The 18,728-nt window shown below is 70.8% G+C and carries 17 protein-coding genes; 6 read left to right on the forward strand and 11 right to left on the reverse strand.

The features are described 5' to 3' along the window. Positions 1-89: 89 nt before the first annotated feature. Positions 90-1,691, forward strand: coding sequence for a DUF2142 domain-containing protein (locus tag CACI_RS40425; protein WP_015796729.1), 1,602 nt, complete (start codon positions 90-92; stop codon positions 1,689-1,691). A gap of 109 nt (positions 1,692-1,800) precedes the next feature. Continuing rightward, positions 1,801-3,636, forward strand: a complete 1,836-nt coding sequence (locus CACI_RS40430; RefSeq protein WP_015796730.1) for a DUF2142 domain-containing protein — start codon at positions 1,801-1,803, stop codon at positions 3,634-3,636. Between the two features lie 9 nt (positions 3,637-3,645). Here the strand turns inward: CACI_RS40430 and CACI_RS50685 are convergent, their stop codons facing one another. After that, the gene (locus CACI_RS50685; protein ID WP_015796731.1) at positions 3,646-4,533 is read right to left on the reverse strand and encodes a glycosyltransferase; all 888 of its coding nucleotides are present in this window, start codon (positions 4,531-4,533) and stop codon (positions 3,646-3,648) included. A 105-nt stretch (positions 4,534-4,638) separates the two neighbouring features. Between CACI_RS50685 and CACI_RS50690 the strand changes: the two genes are divergently transcribed. Then, the gene (locus CACI_RS50690) at positions 4,639-6,387 is read left to right on the forward strand and encodes a hypothetical protein (protein WP_041540756.1); all 1,749 of its coding nucleotides are present in this window, start codon (positions 4,639-4,641) and stop codon (positions 6,385-6,387) included. 22 nt (positions 6,388-6,409) lie between these two features. Here the strand turns inward: CACI_RS50690 and CACI_RS40445 are convergent, their stop codons facing one another. From CACI_RS40445 to CACI_RS40465, 5 genes are all read right to left on the reverse strand, one after another. Further along, complete coding sequence (locus CACI_RS40445; RefSeq protein WP_015796733.1) at positions 6,410-7,315, reverse strand: glycosyltransferase; 906 nt, start codon at positions 7,313-7,315, stop codon at positions 6,410-6,412. 34 nt (positions 7,316-7,349) lie between these two features. Then, complete coding sequence (locus CACI_RS40450; RefSeq protein WP_015796734.1) at positions 7,350-8,249, reverse strand: glycosyltransferase family 2 protein; 900 nt, start codon at positions 8,247-8,249, stop codon at positions 7,350-7,352. Between the two features lie 56 nt (positions 8,250-8,305). Next, positions 8,306-9,007 carry a glycosyltransferase family 2 protein gene (locus tag CACI_RS40455; protein ID WP_015796735.1) on the reverse strand — a complete coding sequence of 234 codons (702 nt, stop codon included), beginning with the start codon at positions 9,005-9,007 and terminating at the stop codon, positions 8,306-8,308. Beyond that, positions 8,997-9,476 (reverse strand): DUF2304 domain-containing protein, encoded by a 480-nt coding sequence (locus CACI_RS40460; protein WP_015796736.1) that lies wholly within the window; start codon positions 9,474-9,476, stop codon positions 8,997-8,999. The genes CACI_RS40455 and CACI_RS40460 overlap by 11 nt, the downstream gene beginning before the upstream one ends. A gap of 163 nt (positions 9,477-9,639) precedes the next feature. After that, the gene (locus CACI_RS40465; RefSeq protein WP_143765591.1) at positions 9,640-11,205 is read right to left on the reverse strand and encodes a hypothetical protein; all 1,566 of its coding nucleotides are present in this window, start codon (positions 11,203-11,205) and stop codon (positions 9,640-9,642) included. A gap of 77 nt (positions 11,206-11,282) precedes the next feature. On the opposite strand from CACI_RS40465, the gene CACI_RS40470 reads away from it, so the two are divergent. Continuing rightward, positions 11,283-12,206: a glycosyltransferase gene (locus tag CACI_RS40470; RefSeq protein WP_015796738.1), complete on the forward strand. Its 924-nt coding sequence runs from the start codon at positions 11,283-11,285 to the stop codon at positions 12,204-12,206. 10 nt (positions 12,207-12,216) lie between these two features. Here the strand turns inward: CACI_RS40470 and CACI_RS40475 are convergent, their stop codons facing one another. The 3 genes from CACI_RS40475 to rfbB all read right to left on the reverse strand — a co-directional run bounded on the left by CACI_RS40475 (position 12,217) and on the right by rfbB (position 15,175). After that, positions 12,217-12,852 (reverse strand): HdeD family acid-resistance protein, encoded by a 636-nt coding sequence (locus tag CACI_RS40475; RefSeq protein ID WP_015796739.1) that lies wholly within the window; start codon positions 12,850-12,852, stop codon positions 12,217-12,219. A 404-nt stretch (positions 12,853-13,256) separates the two neighbouring features. Then, complete coding sequence (gene rfbD / locus CACI_RS40480) at positions 13,257-14,162, reverse strand: dTDP-4-dehydrorhamnose reductase (protein WP_015796740.1); 906 nt, start codon at positions 14,160-14,162, stop codon at positions 13,257-13,259. Continuing rightward, entirely contained in the window at positions 14,159-15,175 is a 1,017-nt protein-coding gene (gene rfbB / locus CACI_RS40485) for a dTDP-glucose 4,6-dehydratase (RefSeq protein WP_015796741.1), read from the reverse strand. The genes rfbD and rfbB overlap by 4 nt, the downstream gene beginning before the upstream one ends. Before the next feature lie 88 nt (positions 15,176-15,263). On the opposite strand from rfbB, the gene rfbA reads away from it, so the two are divergent. Both rfbA and CACI_RS40495 read left to right on the forward strand, forming a co-directional pair. Further along, positions 15,264-16,133, forward strand: a complete 870-nt coding sequence (gene rfbA / locus CACI_RS40490; RefSeq protein WP_015796742.1) for a glucose-1-phosphate thymidylyltransferase RfbA — start codon at positions 15,264-15,266, stop codon at positions 16,131-16,133. Between the two features lie 38 nt (positions 16,134-16,171). Further along, positions 16,172-16,774: a dTDP-4-dehydrorhamnose 3,5-epimerase family protein gene (locus CACI_RS40495; RefSeq protein ID WP_015796743.1), complete on the forward strand. Its 603-nt coding sequence runs from the start codon at positions 16,172-16,174 to the stop codon at positions 16,772-16,774. Positions 16,775-16,887: 113 nt separating this feature from the next. Here CACI_RS40495 and CACI_RS40500 read toward each other — a convergent pair whose 3' ends face one another. Both CACI_RS40500 and dctA read right to left on the reverse strand, forming a co-directional pair. Beyond that, positions 16,888-17,187, reverse strand: coding sequence for a WXG100 family type VII secretion target (locus tag CACI_RS40500; RefSeq protein WP_015796744.1), 300 nt, complete (start codon positions 17,185-17,187; stop codon positions 16,888-16,890). Between the two features lie 173 nt (positions 17,188-17,360). Further along, entirely contained in the window at positions 17,361-18,713 is a 1,353-nt protein-coding gene (gene dctA / locus CACI_RS40505) for a C4-dicarboxylate transporter DctA (RefSeq protein WP_015796745.1), read from the reverse strand. Positions 18,714-18,728 lie beyond the last annotated feature (15 nt).

Genomic DNA, 18,728 nt, shown 5'->3' on the forward strand with positions numbered 1-18,728 from the left:
GCCTGGTCACCCGCACCAGACCACTGATTGTCACCGGTTTCAACGTCCGGTGGGTCGATCCGTACGATGAACAGCCCTAAACTGGCGGGATGCCTTCCGCCCCGTCCCGTACCGGCCTGCGCCTGACACCGCGCTCGGCGGGGACGAAGGCGTTCCTGCTGGCGTTCGTCGGCTTCTTCCTGCTCGGCTCCGCCTGGTCTGTGGCGATGCCGTACGACGGTTCGCCGGATGAGTTCCGTCACGTCGTGCGCGCCTACGGCGTCCTGGACGGGCAGATCGGCGCCCGCGCCGACGCGCACATCACCGTGCCCCAGAGCCTGGTGCCCACCGGCATCGCCGACCAGGACGCGCAGTCCTGCATGCGCTGGAAGCTGGACGTCACCGCGGCCTGCGTGGCCTCCCCCGCGCCCGGCGACGAGCACAAGATGGTGGTCACCAGCAGCGGCGCGGCGAACTACGACCCGATCTACTACGCCGTGGCCGGCTGGCCGATCAAGCTCTTCCCGAACTACTCCGGCATCATCGCCGCCCGGCTGCTGACCTGCCTGCTGACCAGCGTGCTGCTCGGCGGCGCGGTGGGAGTCGCGACCCGGCTGGCGCGCGGGCGCGGCCCGCTGGTCCTCGGCGGGGTGCTGCTGGCGGTGACACCAGTCGCGGTGAACCTCACCGGCGCGGTGAACCCGGCCGGGCCGGAGATCGCCGCCGCGGTCGCGGTGTGGACCTCGCTGATCGCGATCCTGCTGGCCCGGGACGACTCGAAGTGGACGCTCGCGCTGTTCGGCGTGTCCGCCGGCGCGTTGGCGGTCCTGCGGGAGCTGGGTATCGGCTGGCTCGTGGCCGCCCTGGTGGTGGTCGCGTTCACCGCCGGGAAGGAACGGCTGCGCGAACTGGCCCGCAGGCGGTCGGTCCAGATCTGGTCGGCGCTGGTGGTGGTCGCCACGGTGGTCGGCGCCGCCTGGATACTGCTGTCGACGCAGAGCAACCTGCCCACCGGCGGGCAGTCCACCGCGGCGACGCCGCACGGCGTGGAGCTGCTGGTGAAGGAGCTGACACACCGGGTCCCGTTCTATACCAACGGCCTGGTCGGGCTGACCTCGTTCGGCGACGTCGCGATCCCGCTGCCGCTGGTCTTGGCCTGGTTCGCCGCGGTCGGGGCAGTCCTGGTCACGGCCGCGCGCCGGGGTGGCGTGCGCGTGCTGCTTCAGCTGGCGGCGATCGTGGGCGGCAGCTACCTGTTCCTGATCGCCGCCGACCTGCGGGCCGCGAGCACCGACTTCTGGTTCTCCCAGGGCCGGTACGCGCTGCCGATGCTGGTCGGCGCGCCGATCCTGGCCGGCTACGTGCTCGCCGACCGCGGTCTGGTGGCGGTCCCCCGGCAGGTGTCGCTGACGCGCTGGGCGGCCTGGATCCTGATCCCGACCCAGGGCGTCGCGCTGTGGATCACCATGATCCGGTTCCAGCACGCCTTCCACGGCCGGCACCCGAACCTGGTCTTCCTGTTCGGGCAGACCTCGTCGGTGAACCCCTTCTCCGGGGCGTGGACGCCGCCGGGTTCCGGGGTCCCGGCAGCGCTCCTCGCGGTGGCCGGAATCGTGGTGTTGCTCACGTTCGTACTCCGCGCGGCCCGCTCCGGGCCAATATCGGACGTCGAAACAGTCACAATCCGTGAACGGTATATAAGGATTTCCTAAGCACCGACGTCCGATTCGTGGACGGGTCGCTAGCATGGATGGACGCCCAGGGCCAGCGGGGGAGCCGGTTCCGTTGCGGGGCGGAACACGGACCGAAGGAGTACGACGGATGCGGCATCGGTTGGCCGCGGGCCTCTCGCCCGGAACCTGGAGCCCGCGCCGCGTCTGGCTCACCGCGTTCCTCGCCTTCTTCGCCCTCTCCGCCGCCTGGGCCCTGGCCTCCCCGCTGACCTCCGTCCCGGACGAGCCCTGGCACATGGTGAAGGCCGCGGCCACGGTCCGCGCCCAGCTGCACGGCACGCCGATCACCGTCATCACGCACAACGGCCCGATCACCAACCGCGTCCCGATGACCGGCTACCGCCTGCCGACCGCGTACTCGTTCCTGACGAACCTGCACGAGTGCTACTTCAACGTCGCGCACGTCCCGGCCTCCTGCGCCCGGAACCTGACCGCGCTGCCCGGCACGGCCCTGGCCGGTACCACCGCCGGCTCCAACAACCCCCTGTACTACCTGGCGGTCGGCTGGCCGAGCCTGCTGTCCGACGGCCCGCTCGGCATGTACGGCATGCGCCTGGTCTCCGCCGCCCTCAGCTCGGCGATGCTGGCCAGCGCCATGGTCACCGCCTTCCAGTGGAGCCGGCGCCGGCGCTACCCGATGGCCGCGGTCCTGGCCGCCGCGACCCCGATGGTGCTGTTCCTGAACGGCGCGGTGAACCCGAACTCGCTCGAAGCCACCTCGGCGATCCTGCTGTGGACCGCGATCCTCAGCCTCCTGACGGACCCCCGCCCCGAACTGGTCCCGCGCCTGCTCACCCGCGCCGGCGTGGCGACCATCGCCCTGGTGTCGGTCCGCCAACTCGGCCCGGCGTGGGCCCTGGTGATCATCGTCTGCGCCGCCCTGGCCGGCCAGAGCGGCGCCCTGCGCGCGGTCCTGCGGCGCCCCGCGGTCTGGCTGTGGACCGCCGTGGTCGGCGTGGTCGGCGTCGGCTCCATCGCCTGGACCGCGAAGTTCAACGTCCTGGGCACCGGCACCGGCACCACCTACCCGAACCTGACCTTCATGGTCGCCGCCAAGCACACCTTCGGCATGAGCGTGGAGTACCTGCGCCAGATGGTCGGCTTCTTCGGCTGGCTCGACGTCCGCGCGCCCTACCACCTGGCCGAGCTGTGGTTCCTGCCCGTCCTGGCGCTGCTCGCCGCCGCCGCGGCGGCCGGCAAACTGCGCGACGTGGCAGCACTCGTGGTCCTGGCCGGCTCGGTGATCTTCATCCCGGTCCTGGCCCAGGGCCGCCAGGCGGCCAGCCTCAACTACATCTGGCAGGGCCGCTACCTGCTGGCGGTCGCCGCCGGCCTCCCCCTGCTGGCCGCGGCGATAGTGGCCAAGCGCGAGCCACGCCGCGAGTGGCTGCACAAGGCCACGACCCGCCTGCCACTGGCCGTCACGGCATCCACGCTGGTCCTCGGCTTCCTCATGTTCTACACAACCCTGCGCCGCTACGCCGTCGGCACCCGCGGCCCGCTGCTGTCCCTGCACCCGGCGTGGACCCCGCCGGGGACGATCGCCGGAGTGGTGCTGCTGTACCTGGTCGGCGCCGCGCTGGCCGCACTGCTGGTGCTGAAGAGCTGGGCGCCGTATCCGGAGTCTGCGGTACTCGGCGGCGGCGGGACGCCCGGCGGTACGCCGGGCGACGAGACGCTGCTGCCGGACCGGACGGTGGTCACGGTCCCCGCCCCGGCAGGCGTCAACGGACACGCCAATGGCGCGAATGGCACGAAGCATCACGTGAACGGCACGGGAGCGGGCAAGCCCGCCGCAGAGAGCGCGAACGGCTCGAGTACGAACGGCTCGAGTACGAACGGCTCGAGCGCGAACGGCTCAAGCACCGCTGCCGCGTCCAACACGACCGAAGATCGCGGTTCGGCTGTCGCGTCAGCCTCCTGAGCTTCCCGCTCAGAGCTCCGCGCCAGGCGGCAGATACCGCCGCGACGTCCGTCCCCGCGCCCCGTCCCGGAAGCCGCGCAGCATCGCCATCGCGCGCGGTCCGCGCGGTGCCTCGATCGCTGTGCGCAGGGCGAACCACCAGACCAGGTACGCCGCGGTGGTGCGGGTCCATGCCGGGGCGTCCTTGCGGTGCTCGCGCATCAGGACCGTGCCGTTGCGGGCGATCCAGTACAGCCGCCAGGTCGGGTGGCGTGAGGATGACACCGACACCCCCGGCAGCTTGTGCTGGTTCCGTTGCCCGAGGCTGTGGGCCAGCTTCTGACGCTTGTCGCGCAGGACGCGGTAGCCGGCGGCTCGGACGCGGAGGCAGAAGTCGTTGTCGACGTGGTCGACGAAGAACTCGGTGCGGAAGCGTCCGACCTCGGCGAGCACCTCGCGACGGACCAGCATGCCGGAGGTGATGACCGTGTCCCGGTCCGCGACGTCCGGGCCCTTTTCCGTGCCCGGCTCGTAGTAGCGCTGCTGGTCCTCGTCCCATGCCGCGGGCGCCGCGATGCCGACGGCCGGGTCGGTGAGGTGCTGCGCGAGGGCCAGGACCAGGTCTTCGCCGAGGACCGAGTCCTGGTCGAGGAAGAGGAGCAGGTCCGGCTGGGCGCTCTGGCCGGCCAGGAGGGTGTCCACGCCGGTGTTCAGGGCTCCGGCGAGGCCGCGGTTCTTGCCGTCGCGCAGAACGGTGACGCCTTCGCGGTCGCGCAGCGTGTCGGCGAGGAACGGACCGTCGCCGGGCGTATTGTCCACCACGACCACTCGCGCGCAGCTCTTCAAGGCCGCCTCCACGACGGCTGTGAGGCGCTCGTCGGGATGGAAGGCGGTGGCCACCGCGGCGATCGTCGGCATCGTCTCATCGTAGTGGGGCCCGTCGGGCTCCAATGGCGCTGAGGCAGCCTCGGACGTCGATACCCAGGTGTGTGGACCCAAGGTGAGGAAACGGGGGCAGCGGCCTTGGCGACAGAAGTCGCGCACGAAACGCGCGCGCCGGCACTCTCCGAGGACGGCGGTACCGGGACCGCTAAACGCTCGGCTCCCTGGCTCGTCCCGCTCGGCGCGGCCCTCCTGCTCGGCGTCCTCGTGCCGCTCGCCTACGCCGCCCTCAGCGGCAACCTGGGCATCCCGCACAACGACACCTGGGCCTTCGGCCGCTCCGCCGAGGACTTCGTCCACACCGGGCACGTCCGGATGTACAACTGGAACATGATGGGCCTGGCCGGCCTGGTGGTGCTGGCCGCGCCGGTCGGGGCGTCTGTGACCGCGCAGTCGGTGTTCATCGCCGTGCTGGCGGTCGCGGGACTGCTCGCCTGCCACGACGTGCTGCTCGGGGTCCTGGGCCCGCAGGGCCGCCGCCGCGCCGCGCTCGGCACGCTCCTGGTGGCGCTGTGGCCGGGCTTCGCGCTCCTGTCGACGTCCTTCATGACCGACATCCCCGCCTTCACCGCGATCGCCGCGACCCTGGCCTTCGGCCGCCGCGCGCTGGACCGCCTCTCGCTGCCGTGGCTCGCCGCCGCCTGCGCGGTCGGCCTGTGGGGCGCGACGGTCCGCGAACAGGTCATGGCCGCCCCGGCCGCGATCCTCGCGGTCGCGCTGTTCCGGGCCTGGTTCCGCGCCGACCGCTTCCCCGCCTTCCGGATCCGGCACATCCTGGGCCTGGGAGCGCTGCTCCTGGCCGCGATCGGCTTGTTCGAGGCCTGGCGCCGCAAGGTCCCCAGCGGCGGCGCGCCGGACTTTACGGTCCGCACCGTGACCTCCGAACTCGTGTCGGTCGAGATGGTCCAGGCCCTGCTGATCGTCGCGCTCGCGCTGAGCCCGGCGGTCTTCGCCGTGGTCCGCCCGCGCCGCTGGTCCCGGCCCGGCTGGACGGCCGCCGCGGTGACCGCCGTCGCCGCCGTGCTGGTCGCCCAGGACCAGGGCGCCTTCCTCGGCAACTACGCCAACCGCGACGGCGCCTACTCCGCGGCCACCGCCGCCGGCCGGCCGGTCCTGCTCGGCACCGAGTGGTGGACGCTGTTGTCCTACGTCGCCTATGTCTCGGCGGCGCTGCTGGTCGGCTCGGTGGCAGAGCGCGTACGCACCCACGGCTGGAGCCTGGGCATGCGGCCGGAACTGCTGCTGTTCGCCGTCGCGACCGTCCTGGGCACGCTGATGGAGATCGGCGGCGGCGCCGACATCTACGACCGCTATCTGATCCCCATGGCGATCCCGGCGCTGGCGCTGCTTCTGACCGGACCGGTTGCGTCGCCGGACGCGTCGCGCACTCCGCACCGGATCGCACGGATCGCACGGATCGCACGGATCGCACGGATCGCACCCATCGCGGTCGCGGCCGGCCTGGTCGCCGTCACCGGCATGACGCTGACCGTCAACGCCTTCACGTTCGACATGGCCGTGTGGCGCACCGCGGGCCGCGTCGCGGCTGCCGGCCACGTCGGCGCCGAGCACGTCGAAGCCGGCCTGGTCTGGGACGGCTCCCACTCCCCGGCGGCGATGACCGACCACGCGGACCCCGCGATCAGCACCGATTACTTCAGTGTGCTGCGCTATCTGCCGGACGTTCCCCCGCGCTACGTGGTGTCGCCCTCGCCTCGCACGGCGCCCGGGTGGTCGCTGATCTCGGTCCAGCATTACAAGACGTACGGGCTGGTCGGAGACGCGAAGCTCTATGTGTTCCGCGTAAGGGGATCTCAGAAGTATTCATAGCCGACAGGGTTGAGCCGACGGGTCAGCCCTGCCGCCGCCCGCGCTCGGGATCCACCGTCAGCTCCGCGCCCTTCGGCAGGTACTGCAAGCTGTACTTCTGCGTCATCCCGTCCCGCAGCCCGCGCGCCACCGCGCCCGCGTGGGCGCGCCGATCGTCCTCGAACAGCACTGCCTGGACCGCCGCGCGCCCCAGGTACAGCACCGCCGTCACGGCCCAAGCTGGGGAGAAGCGGCCCTGCTCCCGCACAGTGATCAGGCCATTGCGAAGCTGCCAGTAGTCGCGCCAGGCGGCCTTGTGCGTCACCGGGACGCGCAGGCCGAAGAAGGCGTGGGTGCGGCGTTCGCCGATGGAGTGCGGGAGCTTCAGACGCTTGTCCTGGACGATGCGCGCGCCGGTGCGGCGGACGCGCAGGGAGTACTCGAGGTCTGCGTAGTCGACGAAGAAGTCCTCGCGGAACTCCCCGACGCGGGCCAGCAGGTCACGGCGGATGAGCATGCCGGAGGTGATGGAGATGGCGCGGTCGGCGACGTCTTCGTGGCGGCCGGAGAAGGTCTCGTAGAAGCGCTCGTGGACCGGGTCCCAGGGGGCGGGGGTCGCGACGCCGATGCCGGGGTCCTTGAAGTGCTCCGCCAGGCGCGGGACCACGTCGGGCGCCAGGACCGAGTCCTGGTCCAGGAAGATAACCGCCTCGACGGCCGACGACAGGCGCGAGACGCCGAGGTTCAGGGCGTGGGACAGCCCGCGGTTCACGCCGGAGCGCAGGACCGTGATCGTCGCGGTGTCCTCGATCTTGTCCGCGACGGACGTGGCGCCTTCGGGGGTGTTGTCGACGACCACGATCTCGGCGCAGGACTCCTGGACGGAGTCGACCACCGCGAGCAGCCGCTCGTCCGGGTGGTAGGCCGTCACTACGGCGGCGATTCTCACTTCTCGTCCCCTCGGACTGCCGGTGCCGGCAGCGTCATCGCTTCGGTGCGGGCAGGAAAGCGTGCCGGGCCAGGTTCCGCACGCCGGGCGCCGAGCGTGCCTTCAGCGCCGAGGGCAGCAGCGTCACGGCGTGCAGCCGCGACGCGGTGTACCGCCGGGCCGCCTTCGCCGCCTTCGGCCATCCGAGGGCGTCCATCTGCGCGGCGGCGCCGACGAAGTAGCGGCGCGCCTCGGCGAAGCGCTTGCCGGCCATCGCCTCCACGGAGCTGACGCTCGCCTCGTGCCGCCGGTACTGGAAGGCCAGTTCGTCGGACAGCGCCATGGTCGCGCCGGCCTCGATGAGGTCGATGACGATCGCCAGGTCCTGGATGATGTCCAGGTCGGCGCGGAAGCTGGCCTTCTTGATCGCCTCGGTGCGCCAGCACAGCGACGGGAAGTAGAACCAGCAGCCGCGCAATAGGCTCGCGGCCAGCTCCTCGCCGCCCATCAGGACCGTGCCGGTGAAGCGCGGCAGGTAGATACGCGCCTTGGCCTGGTCGGCGATGGTGTTCACGACGCGTCCGGCGCTGTCGATGACCTCCACGCCGGGCTGGATGATGCCGACGCCGGGGAACTCCTTGGCGATGCGGCGGATCTGCGCGACGTAGCCGGGGAGCATGACGTCGTCAGTGCCCATCATCACCATGTAGTCGCACTTCGCGAGCTCCAGGCACTTGTTGAAGTTGCCGGTGACGCCGAGGTTCTGCTCGTTGCGCTGGTAGCGCACGCGCGGATCGTCCAGCGCCGCGAACCATTCCGGGACGCCGGGCTCCGTGCCGTCGTCGACGACCGTCAGCCGCCAGTCCGGGTCGGACTGCGCGATGACGCTCCGCACCGCGGTCTGCATCAGGGCCACGTCGCCGTAGTACGGCAGCATGATGTCGAGGGTCGTCATGGATGCGTCTCAGGCCTCGTGGTTCGGGATGAGTCCGGCGATGGTCGGCACAGCGGTCATCGGCGGTTGACCGCCAGCAGCAGGGTGATCAGCGCGCGCCCCAGATACACCGCCGCCTTGATCGGGGAGTTGCTGGGCGTCCCGGCGGTGCGCTGCCGCATCGCGACCGGGACCTGGCTGACCGGGTATCCCAGGCGGATGACGCGCACCAGGGTCTCCACGGTGTCGCCCAAGTACTCGACCGGGTACCACTGCGCGAAGAGCCTGATGATCTCGCGGTCGCAGGCGCGGAAGCCGGAGGTGGTGTCGTCCAGCCTGGTCTTCGCCATCCGGGACAGGACCCGGGACAGCAGGCTCATCGCCCACCAGCGCGGTCCGCGCACCTGGTAGTCGCCCTCGCCGGCGAAGCGCGCGCCGAGGACCAGGCGCGCCTCGCCGAGTCCGGCGATGAGCTTCGGGACGTAGCGCGGGTCGTGCTGGCCGTCGGCGTCGAGCTGGACGGCGATGTCGTAGTCGTTCTCGTCGGCGTAGCGGTAGCCCAGGCGCATGGCGCCGCCGACGCCGAGGTTGTACGGCAGCGAGACGACCTTGGCGCCGGAGGCCAGGGCCACGCGCTCGGTGTCGTCGGTGGAGCCGTCGTTGACCACCAGGACGTCGTAGTCCGGCAGCTCGCCGCGGACCTCGGCGATGACGTCGGCTATCGAGCCGGCCTCGTTCCAGGCCGGAATGATGATGAGGACGCGTTTGTCAGCGTTCACCGACGACCGCCTTCCCGTCCCTTTGGGTCACGATCCCGACGGTGTGCCCGTTGGCACCGTTCGCGCCGTTGGCGCCGTTGGCCCGTGCCGCCCGGACGTCCGCGACCTCGGCTTCCAGCTCGGCCTGCCGGTCGTTCACCTCGCGCAGTTCGGCGCGGATGAGCGCGACCTCCTCGGCCAGCGAGCGGGTCTCGTCCTCCAGGCGGGAGGCCTCCCAGCTCAAGTGGATGCACACGATCAGCAGGAACACCACGGCCAGGAACAGCACCAGGCTCGCGCCGCTGGCCACGCCCAGCCAGCTGGAGACGTTGTCCAGGGACCACGGGATGAAGCCCAGGGGCAGCGTGACAAGCCCGACCACCAGCCACAGCACGGCGTATTTCTCGCGCAGTTGGCGGCGGCGGAGCAGCTCGAAAATCAGTGCCAGCAGCAGGAGCGCCACGACACCGGTCATTATGGCCAGCTTCATGCGGATCCACTCCCGGAGTGATTGCGCATTCCGGAGTGATGGCGCGCAACGCCGCGCCCCGGCGCGCCGGTAATCGGCTGATCCCGATGGGTGAACCCGGGCAGTCTATCCGGTCCCCTTCCGGGAAGGGGGCGCCGCGAGCCGCCGCGCCAGGGCATCGCGCTCATCGGCGCACTCCTTCCGCGACAGGCGCGGCCTGCCCGGTACTCCGGGACTCCCCCGCCGCCGCCTCCGCGACCGGCACCGGAACCGCGTCGGCCGCGCCGTCGGCGGACGCGGTCACCGTCGGCTGCGCCCGCGTCACGAACATCACATCGGCGCCCGCGATCAGGGTCACCACGAGCGGTCCCAGGATCCCCGCCCACCCGGCGGCCGCCAACGGCGACACCGGCAGCGCGAAGACCAACGCCATCGCCGCCAGCCCGGCCAGCCACGAGGCGAACACCACGCGGTGCCGGTTCAGCGCGACCTGCGCGGACTGCAGGACGAAGGCGGTCATCAGGAACGCGGTACTCAGCGCGAGGGCTGAGAGGAAGAGGTGCGACAGCTGCGCCGGAGCGTGCAGATAATCCGTCAGCAGCCACGGACCCGCCGCCACGACCGCGACGACGCCCAGCGCGCCCGCGACCAGACAAGCCGTGACCAGGAAGCCGGTCTTGCGCCGGACCTCGCGGAAATCGCCGCGCACCGCCGCGGCGGCCAACAGCGGAAGCAGCGGTGCCTGAAGCGGGAACAAGCACAGCAACGCCAGCCGCGAGAACCCCATCGACGAGCTCAGCGACTTGCCCAGGTCCACGCTGTGCGCGTCGCCGCCGGCGAGCCGGTGCGCGATGACCAACGGCACCGCGTTGATCAGGAGCTGGCTGACCAGAGTCGCCAGGGTGAGCAGGAGCAGCTTCTCGCGCGGGCTGCCGCCGGGTTCCTCGCCGGATTCCTCACCGGTGTCGGCGGCGACCGGGGCACCCGGGGTGTCAGGGGTCGCCGAGGTCGGCTGGGCTCCGGCGCCGTCACCGGCGGCGATGCTCTCCTCGGAGAGCGCCGCCGCACCGGCCGGGATGTCGGCCGCCGTACCCGTGGCCCGCCACGACCGCCGCAGAGCCGGCGACGCGAGCCCGCTGACCGCGGCGACCAGCGGCGCGAGCGCGAAGATCAAGGCGTACCCGAGCATGTGCCCGGGTCCGGCCAGGGCGAGGACCACGCTCGGCGCGATCGTCGCCACACCCTGAACCACCAGCGTGAGGCTGTAGTACCGGAAGTCCTGGCAGCCGGCCAGCACCCCGCGCACCAGGAACGAGGCCCAGGTCGCGGCGAGTCCAGCGAGCAGCGCCAGCGCCAGCGTCCAGTCCCCGGCGAACCAGTGCGAGACCAGCAACGGCGAGGCGGCGCTCAGGATCAGGACTGTCAGCACCGCCAGTCCGGCGGCCTGCCGCAGCTGTCCCCTGACCGCCGCTCCGACCGGACGTCCGGCGGCGTGGGTGCGGGCGACCGTGCGGGTCATCTCCTGCTCCAGGCCCGCGAGCACACCGGTGCCGATGGTCCCGACCAGGAAGTAGAAGGAATACAGAGTGACCGCGGAATGGCTGGTCAATGCACGGTTGGCGGTCGCGAACCACAGCGACGCGGCGACCGTCGTCACCCCGAGCCCGAGCGCCAACAGCGGACCGGGCGTGGTCAAGCGGCTCAGCACGGAGCGCATCACGCGCGGGCGCTCGGCACTGGGAGAGGACACGATATTCGATGGTAGTCGATGCCAATCGGCACAATATACGCTTGTAGATTCCGTTACTGAAAGGTGGGTTCCCCGCGATGGTCGACCTGCGCGTCACCGCCGTCTTCACCGCCTACCATCCCGACGAGCGGCTGGCCGCCGCGGTCGAGGCGGCGCTGCGTGACTGCACCTCGGTCATCATCGTGGACAACACCCCCGCCGGCACCGGCGGCGGGGCTCCCGCCTCCACCGCTCCGGCGCTGGCCGGGCCGCGGGTGACGGTCATCGACCACGGTCGCAACGTCGGGCTCGGCGCCGCGCTCAACCTCGCGGTGCGCGAGCTGCCGGGGACGTGCGAGGCCGTCCTCTTCCTGGACCAGGATTCCGAGCTGCCGCCGGAGATCGTGCCCGGCCTGGTCGCCGATCTCGCCGACGCCGGCGTCGGGATCGCCGCGCCGAGTCCGTGGGATCCGAAGCACCAGCGGTACTACTGCTCGGATGCTAAGCGGAACGATTCTGTGTCCGACGAGGAGGCGGTCATCACCTCCGGGATGCTGGTACGGCGCGAGGTGCTGGAGAAGGTGCCGTTCAACGAGGACATGTTCCTGGACTGGGTCGACGTCGCCTTCTGCCTGGACGTCCGGCGGGCCGGGTGGCGCATCGTCATCGACTGGCGGCTGCGGCTGCCGCACGAGATCGGCGCCTGCGAGGTGCACACGAAGTTCGGGCGGACCGTGCACTACAGCCACTACCCCGCGTTCCGGCTGTACTGGATCGGGCGCAACGTCTCGATCCTGCACCGCGGCCACTTCGAGAGCCGGCCGCGCGCCCTGGCCTCCACCCTGATCTTCATGGCGCAGCGCTTCACCACCACGCTGCTGTTCGAGCCCCAGCGCCGCACCCACGTCCCGGCGCTGCTGCGCGGCTTCCGCGACGGGCTGCGGGAACGCGTCGACCCCCGCTATCTCCCAGCGGGGGCCGAGCATCCGGCGGTACGGCGCGGAGCTGACGCACGCCGCTGAGGGCCGCCGGCTAGACGGTCGCGTGCCTGCCCGCGCCGCCTGCGACGTGTTTCACCTTGCTCCGCAACGTGAACGCGTGGATCACTTCGATCAGGCCGACGGCGATCAGCCAGATCCCGGTGAAGACCGCGAGGGTGACGATGGACCCGATCGGCCAGGAGATGACGATGATCCCGCCGAGCATCGTCACGAAGCCGGCGAAGAAGGCCCAGCCGCGGCCCACCACCCCCGACGGAGCCGAGGCGGCGGTCGCGATGGTGGCGATGCCCCACATCAGGAAGCCGATGCCGATCCACAGGCTGAGCAGCAGCACGGAGTTGTGCAGCGAGTTCCGGAAGCAGAACAGGCCCAGCAGGATGGACAGCGCGCCGACGATCACGTTCAGCACGCGCATGCCCGCGCTGACGTGCTCGCCGAACGCGGCGATGATCTCCATGACCCCGCTGATCAGCAGGTAGATCCCGAACAGCACACCGAGCACCAGCAGCGTCCGGTCGGGCCAGACCACGACGCACACGCCGATGGCGATCGCCGCCAGCCCCAGCACCATCAGTGCCTGCCAGGCGGCCTGCCCGAGCATCCGGAGCGGGTAGTCGACGTCGCCGCGGTCGGGCCCGCGGGCGTCCCCGTCATACATGTCGGTCATGGGGTCGTTATGTCCGACTATCTGACCGATGATGCCGGATGCCCGGTCCCCGGTCGCCCGGATGGTCGAACGCGCCTCGAACGCGCCTCAGCCCACCGCAGCCCACCGCGGACCGCCGCAGACCGCGCCGCCCTCAGCCAATCCGTCCCGCAGTCGCCACACCGCTGGCCGCAAGCATCCCGCCTCATACCGCCGCAGCCCACCGCAGACCGCGCCGCCCTCAGCCGACCTGCCCCGCGGTCGCCACACCGCTGGCCGCAAGCATCCCGCCTCAGACCACCTCAGCCCACCGCGGACCGCGCCGCCCTCAGCCGACCTGCCCCGCGGTCGCCACACCGCTGGCCGCGAGCATCCCGCCTCGGACCACCGCAGCCCACCGCAGCCCACCGCAGACCGCGCCACCCTCAGCCGACCTGCCCCGCGGTCGCCACACCGCTGGCCGCGAGCATCCCGCGCCAGTCCCCGAGCTCCGGGAGTCCGGCCTCGGCCCAGCGATCGTGCCCGAGCACGCTGTACTTCGGGCGCTCGGCGGGCCGCACGAACTTGTCCGAGGTCGTCGGGCGGACCCGCTCCGGGTCCAGTCCGGCCTCCTCGAAGGCCGCGCGCGCCAGCCCGAACCAGGAGGTCTGCCCGGACGCGGTGCCGTGGTAGATGCCGGCCGGCGCCTGGGAGGCCTGCGCCAGCGCGATCAGCTGCCCGGCCAGCGCGCCGGTCCAGGTCGGCTGCCCGATCTGGTCGTCGACCACGTCCAGGGTCTCCCGCTCGCCGGCCAGCCGCAGCATCGTGCGGACGAAGTTCGGGCCGTGCGCGCCGTAGAGCCACGCCGTGCGGACCACGTAGCCGGTCTCGGGCAGCACCGCGAGCACGGCCCGCTCGCCGACCAGCTTCGAGCGGCCGTAGGCGTTGATCGGGTCGGTCGCCGCGTATTCGCCGTAGGGCGCCTCGCCCTTGCCGTCGAAGACGTAGTCGGTCGACACCGTCAGCAAGCGCGCGCCGGTGGCCGCGCACGCCGAGGCCAGGCTGCTGACACCGCCGCCGTTGACCGCGGTGGCCTGCGCCTCGTGGGTCTCGGCGCCGTCGACGTCGGTCCAGGCCGCGGCGTTCACCACGATGTCGTGCCCGGCGACCGCGGCGGCCACCGCCGAGGCGTCGGTGACGTCCAGCTCGGCCCGGGTCAGCGCGGTGACCTGCGCGGCCGGCTCGGCCTTCAGCAGCGCCACGAGATCAGTCCCGAGCATCCCGCCGGCGCCGGTGACCAGCCACCGGCGCGGCGCCTCGCGCCCCGGAACGATCACGATCGGCCGGGTCACTTCTCGGCGCTCCCGCTTCCGGCCGCCCCGGCCGCGCTCTCCAAAGCCGCCTTCGCCTTCAGCGGCTCCCACCACGAGCGGTTGTTCTTGTACCAATCGATGGTCTGGCCCATGCCGTCCTCGAAGCGCACCCGCGGCTCGTAGCCGAGCTCCCGCTGGATCTTGTCGATCGACAGCGAGTAGCGGCGGTCGTGGCCCTTGCGGTCCTCGACCGTGCGCACCGAGGACCAGTCCTTGCCGGTGCCGTCCAGCATCAGCTGCACCAGCTCCTTGTTGGTCAGCTCGGTGCCGCCGCCGATGTTGTAGACCTCGCCGGCCCGGCCCTGGCGCAGCGCCAGGTCGATGCCGCGGCAGTGGTCGGAGACGTGCAGCCAGTCGCGGATGTTGGCGCCGTCGCCGTACAGGTCGACCATCCCGCCGTCGATCAGGTTGGTCACCGAGCGCGGGATCATCTTCTCCGGGAACTGGTAGTACCCGTAGTTGTTGGAGCAGCGGGTGACGACCACGTCCATCTTGTGCGTGCGGTGGTAGGACAGCACCAGCAGGTCCGAGCCCGCCTTGGACGCCGAGTAGGCGGAGTTCGGCGCCAGCGGCCACTCCTCGGTCCAGGAGCCCTCGTCGATGGAGCCGTAGACCTCGTCGGTGGAGACGTGCACGAAGCGGCCCACGCCGTGCTTGCGCGCGGCGTCCAGCAGCACCTGCGTGCCGACGACGTTCGTGGTCACGAAGGGACCGGCGCCCAGAATCGAGCGGTCCACATGGGATTCGGCGGCGAAGTGCACGACGGCGTCGTGCCCCGGCATCACCGCGTCGACGACCTCCGCGTCCCGGATGTCGCCGCGCCGGAAGGCGAAGCCCGGATTGTCGCGGACCGGTTCGAGATTCGCCTCGACCCCCGAATAGGTCAGCGCGTCGAGCACCGTCACGGAATCGGGCGCACCCGGCCGGGACAGGAGCTGGCGTACATACTCAGAGCCGATGAACCCGGCACCGCCGGTAACTAGAATCCTCACCTGCGCGATGCTACCGGCCCCCGCCTCATCGCACTTCCCGCAGGTGGCCGAACCGACGACGCGGCACAGTGCTGGTTAAACTTCACGCATGCGTGGCATCATCCTGGCCGGCGGGACCGGCTCACGGCTGTGGCCGATCACCAAAGGCGTGTCCAAACAGCTCATGCCGGTCTTCGACAAGCCGATGATCTACTACCCGCTGTCGACGTTGGTGATGGCCGGCATCTACGAGATCCTCGTCATCACCACGCCCGAGGACCAGGTGCAGTTCCAGCGCCTGCTCGGCGACGGGTCGCAGTGGGGTCTGGACCTCACTTACGTGGCGCAGGAACGCCCCGACGGGCTGGCTCAGGCCTTCATCCTCGGCGAGGAGTTCATCGCCGACGAGTCCGTGGCGCTGGTGCTCGGCGACAACATCTTCCACGGCGTCGGGCTGGGCCGCCAGCTGCGCACCCTCAATTCCCCGGCCGGCGGCGTGGTCTTCGCCTACCAGGTCGCGAACCCGCGCGAGTACGGCGTGGTGGAGTTCGACGAAGCCGGCCGCGCCGTCTCGATCGAGGAGAAGCCGGACAAGCCCAAGTCCCGCTTCGCCATCCCCGGTCTGTACTTCTACGACAACCAGGTCGTGGACATCGCCAAGAACCTCACCCCGAGCGCGCGCGGCGAGCTGGAGATCACCGGCGTCAACGTCGAATACCTGAACCGCGGCGAGCTGCAGGTGCAGGTTCTGGAGCGCGGCACAGCGTGGCTGGACACCGGGACCTTCGACTCCCTGGTGCAGGCCGCCGAATACGTCCGCGTCATAGAGCAGCGGCAGGGCTACAAGGTCGGCTGCGTCGAGGAAGTGGCGTGGCGCTCCGGTTTCATCACCGACGCGCAGCTGGCCGAACTCGCCGAGCCGTTGTGCAAGAGCGGCTATGGCGAATACCTCCAGCACCTCCTCGACCCCGCGCTCTGACCCCGCGTCCCCCTACTGAGAACGAGGATTCCTCCCGCATGGACATCGCGCCCCTGTCGATCGACGGAGCCTGGGAGATCACGCCCCGGCTGCACGGCGACCCCCGCGGCCTGTTCACCGAGTGGTACCGCTTCGACCTCCTGGCCGAGGCCGTCGGCCACCCCCTGGATCTGCGGCAGGGCAACCTGTCGGTGTCCGCCGCCGGCGTGGTGCGCGGCATCCACTTCGCCGACGTCCCGCCGGGACAGGCGAAGTACGTCACCTGCACCCGCGGCGCGGTCCTGGACGTCATCGCCGACATCCGCGTCGGCTCCCCGACCTTCGGCCAGTGGCAGGGCGTCCGCCTGGACGAGGACACCCGCAAGGCGGTGTACATCGCCGAGGGCCTGGGCCACGGCTTCTGTGCGCTGACCGATGACGCGACCCTGACATACCTGTGCTCGGCCACCTACAACCCGGGCCACGAGCACGGCGTCTACCCGCTGGACGCCGAACTCGGCATCGACTGGCCGGCCGAGGTGCCGCACCTGTCGGAGCGGGACGAGAAGTCGCCGTCGCTGGCGGAGGCGAGGGACAGCGGACTGCTGCCGGACTACGCGGCGTGCACCGGGTACACGCAGAGCCTGCGCGCCGGCCGCTGACTTCCCGCGATGCCGACTCCGGCATTCGCAGAACACGAAAGGGCTCCATCCCTTCAGGGATGGAGCCCTTTTCGGCACTCAGCCCGCTGCGCGGGCCGGTCGCCGACGACGTACTAGCCGCCGAGGCCCTGGGCCAGCTTCTGGTCCGTCTCCTGCATCGTCTGGGCCGCGCTGTTCAGGTAGCTGCCCATGTCGTTCATGCTGGCCATCAGCTGCTGCGCGCTCGAGGTGAAGCGCGAGTACGCGTCATCGAAGGCCTTCGAGGCCGAGTCGGTGACGAAGCCCGAGTGGATCAGGTTCTGAACCAGAGCCTGCGCCTGCTTCAGCGTGTCCTGCGTCTGCTGCTCGTAGCCCGACAGCTTGCCCGCCGCGTCGTGCATGTCGGCGTAAGTGACATTAAGCCCACCGGCCATGTGAAACCCTCCCCAAGTCTGAGCGCTCGCGACCGCGAGCACCTCCCGCACCAGCCGGACAGCGGTTTCGCTTCCCAGCCCCGTGTGAACACCCCAGAGACTGCCAGCACGAGCGCGCGCTTGGCAACCGTCACCAACGCCCTCACCAGCGGTTTCCTGGAAACTCTGTCCGGTTATGCCGGGATTGCGACGCCGCTTGTAACCGGTTCCGGGGAGCCCTCCCCACCCCCGTTGAGCTGGGCGGAGAGCTGTTCGCGGTCCAAGGCGTCCTCCCAGCCGGCGATGACGATGGTGCCGACGGCCGTTCCGCACAGGTTTGTCAGGGCTCTGCACTCGCTCATGAACTTGTCGATGCCGAAGATCAGCATGATCCCGGCGACCGGGATGGTGCCGACCGTGGACAGGGTCGCGGCCAGCACGATGAACCCGCTGCCGGTGACGCCGGCCGCGCCCTTGGACGTCAGCAGCAGCACGCCGAGGATCGAGACCTGCTGAGCGAAGGACAGGTGCACGTCAAGGGCCTGCGCCACGTACAGCGAGCCGAGTGTCAGGTAGATGCACGTGCCGTCCAGGTTGAACGAGTACCCGGCCGGCACGGTCAGGCCGACCACGTCGCGGCGCACGCCGGCCTGCTCCATCTTGTCCATGATCCGCGGCAGCACGGTCTCGCTGGAGGACGTGCCGAGCACGACCAGCAACTCCGGTGCGATGTAGCGGACCAGCTTGAGGATGTTCACGCCCTGAGTGGCCGCGACGGCGCCGAGGACCACCAGCACGAACAGCGCCGAGGTCCCGTAGAACACCGCTATCAGCTTGCCCAGGCTGGTCAGCGTGTGCAGGCCGTACTTGCCGACGGTGAAGGACATCGCGCCGAACGCGCCGACGGGAGCGGCGTACATGACGATCCGCAGCACCTGGAAGAGCACCTTGCCGACGACCTCGATGCCGCGGGCCACCGGTACCGCCGGCTCGCCGACCAGCTTGATCGACACCGCCACCAGCACCGCGATCACCAGCACCTGCAGCACGCTGCCGGTGCTGAACGCGCCGACGATGCTGTTGGGCACCATGTCGGTCAGGTAGTGCCAGGCGCTCTGGGTCTGGCCGGTCTTGATGTACTGCGCCGCCGTGCCGGTGGCCTTGGGCACCTTGGCGTGCACCCCGGCGCCGGGCCGCAGCACGTCCATCACCAGCAGCCCGATCGCCAGCGCGACCGTGGAGAGCACCTCGAAGTAGATCAGGGACCTGACGCCGACGCGGCCCACCTCGCGCAGCTTGCCGACCCCGGCGATCCCGGTCACCACGGTGACGAACACCACCGGGGTGATGACCATCCGGATCAGGTTCACGAAGCTGTCGCCGAGCGGCTGCAGCTGGGTGGCGACACCGGGGGCGGCGGCGCCGAGCGCGATGCCGGCGGCGATGCCGACCAGCACCCAGAAGTAGAGCTGGCGGTACCAGCGGCTGCGCGCCGGAGCCGGCGTCGCCGCGCGCGGCGCCGGCGGCGGCGATGAGGTTTCGGACATGGGACGCTCCCCTGG

It is taken from the genome of Catenulispora acidiphila DSM 44928 (assembly GCF_000024025.1).
GTDB lineage: Bacteria > Actinomycetota > Actinomycetes > Streptomycetales > Catenulisporaceae > Catenulispora > Catenulispora acidiphila.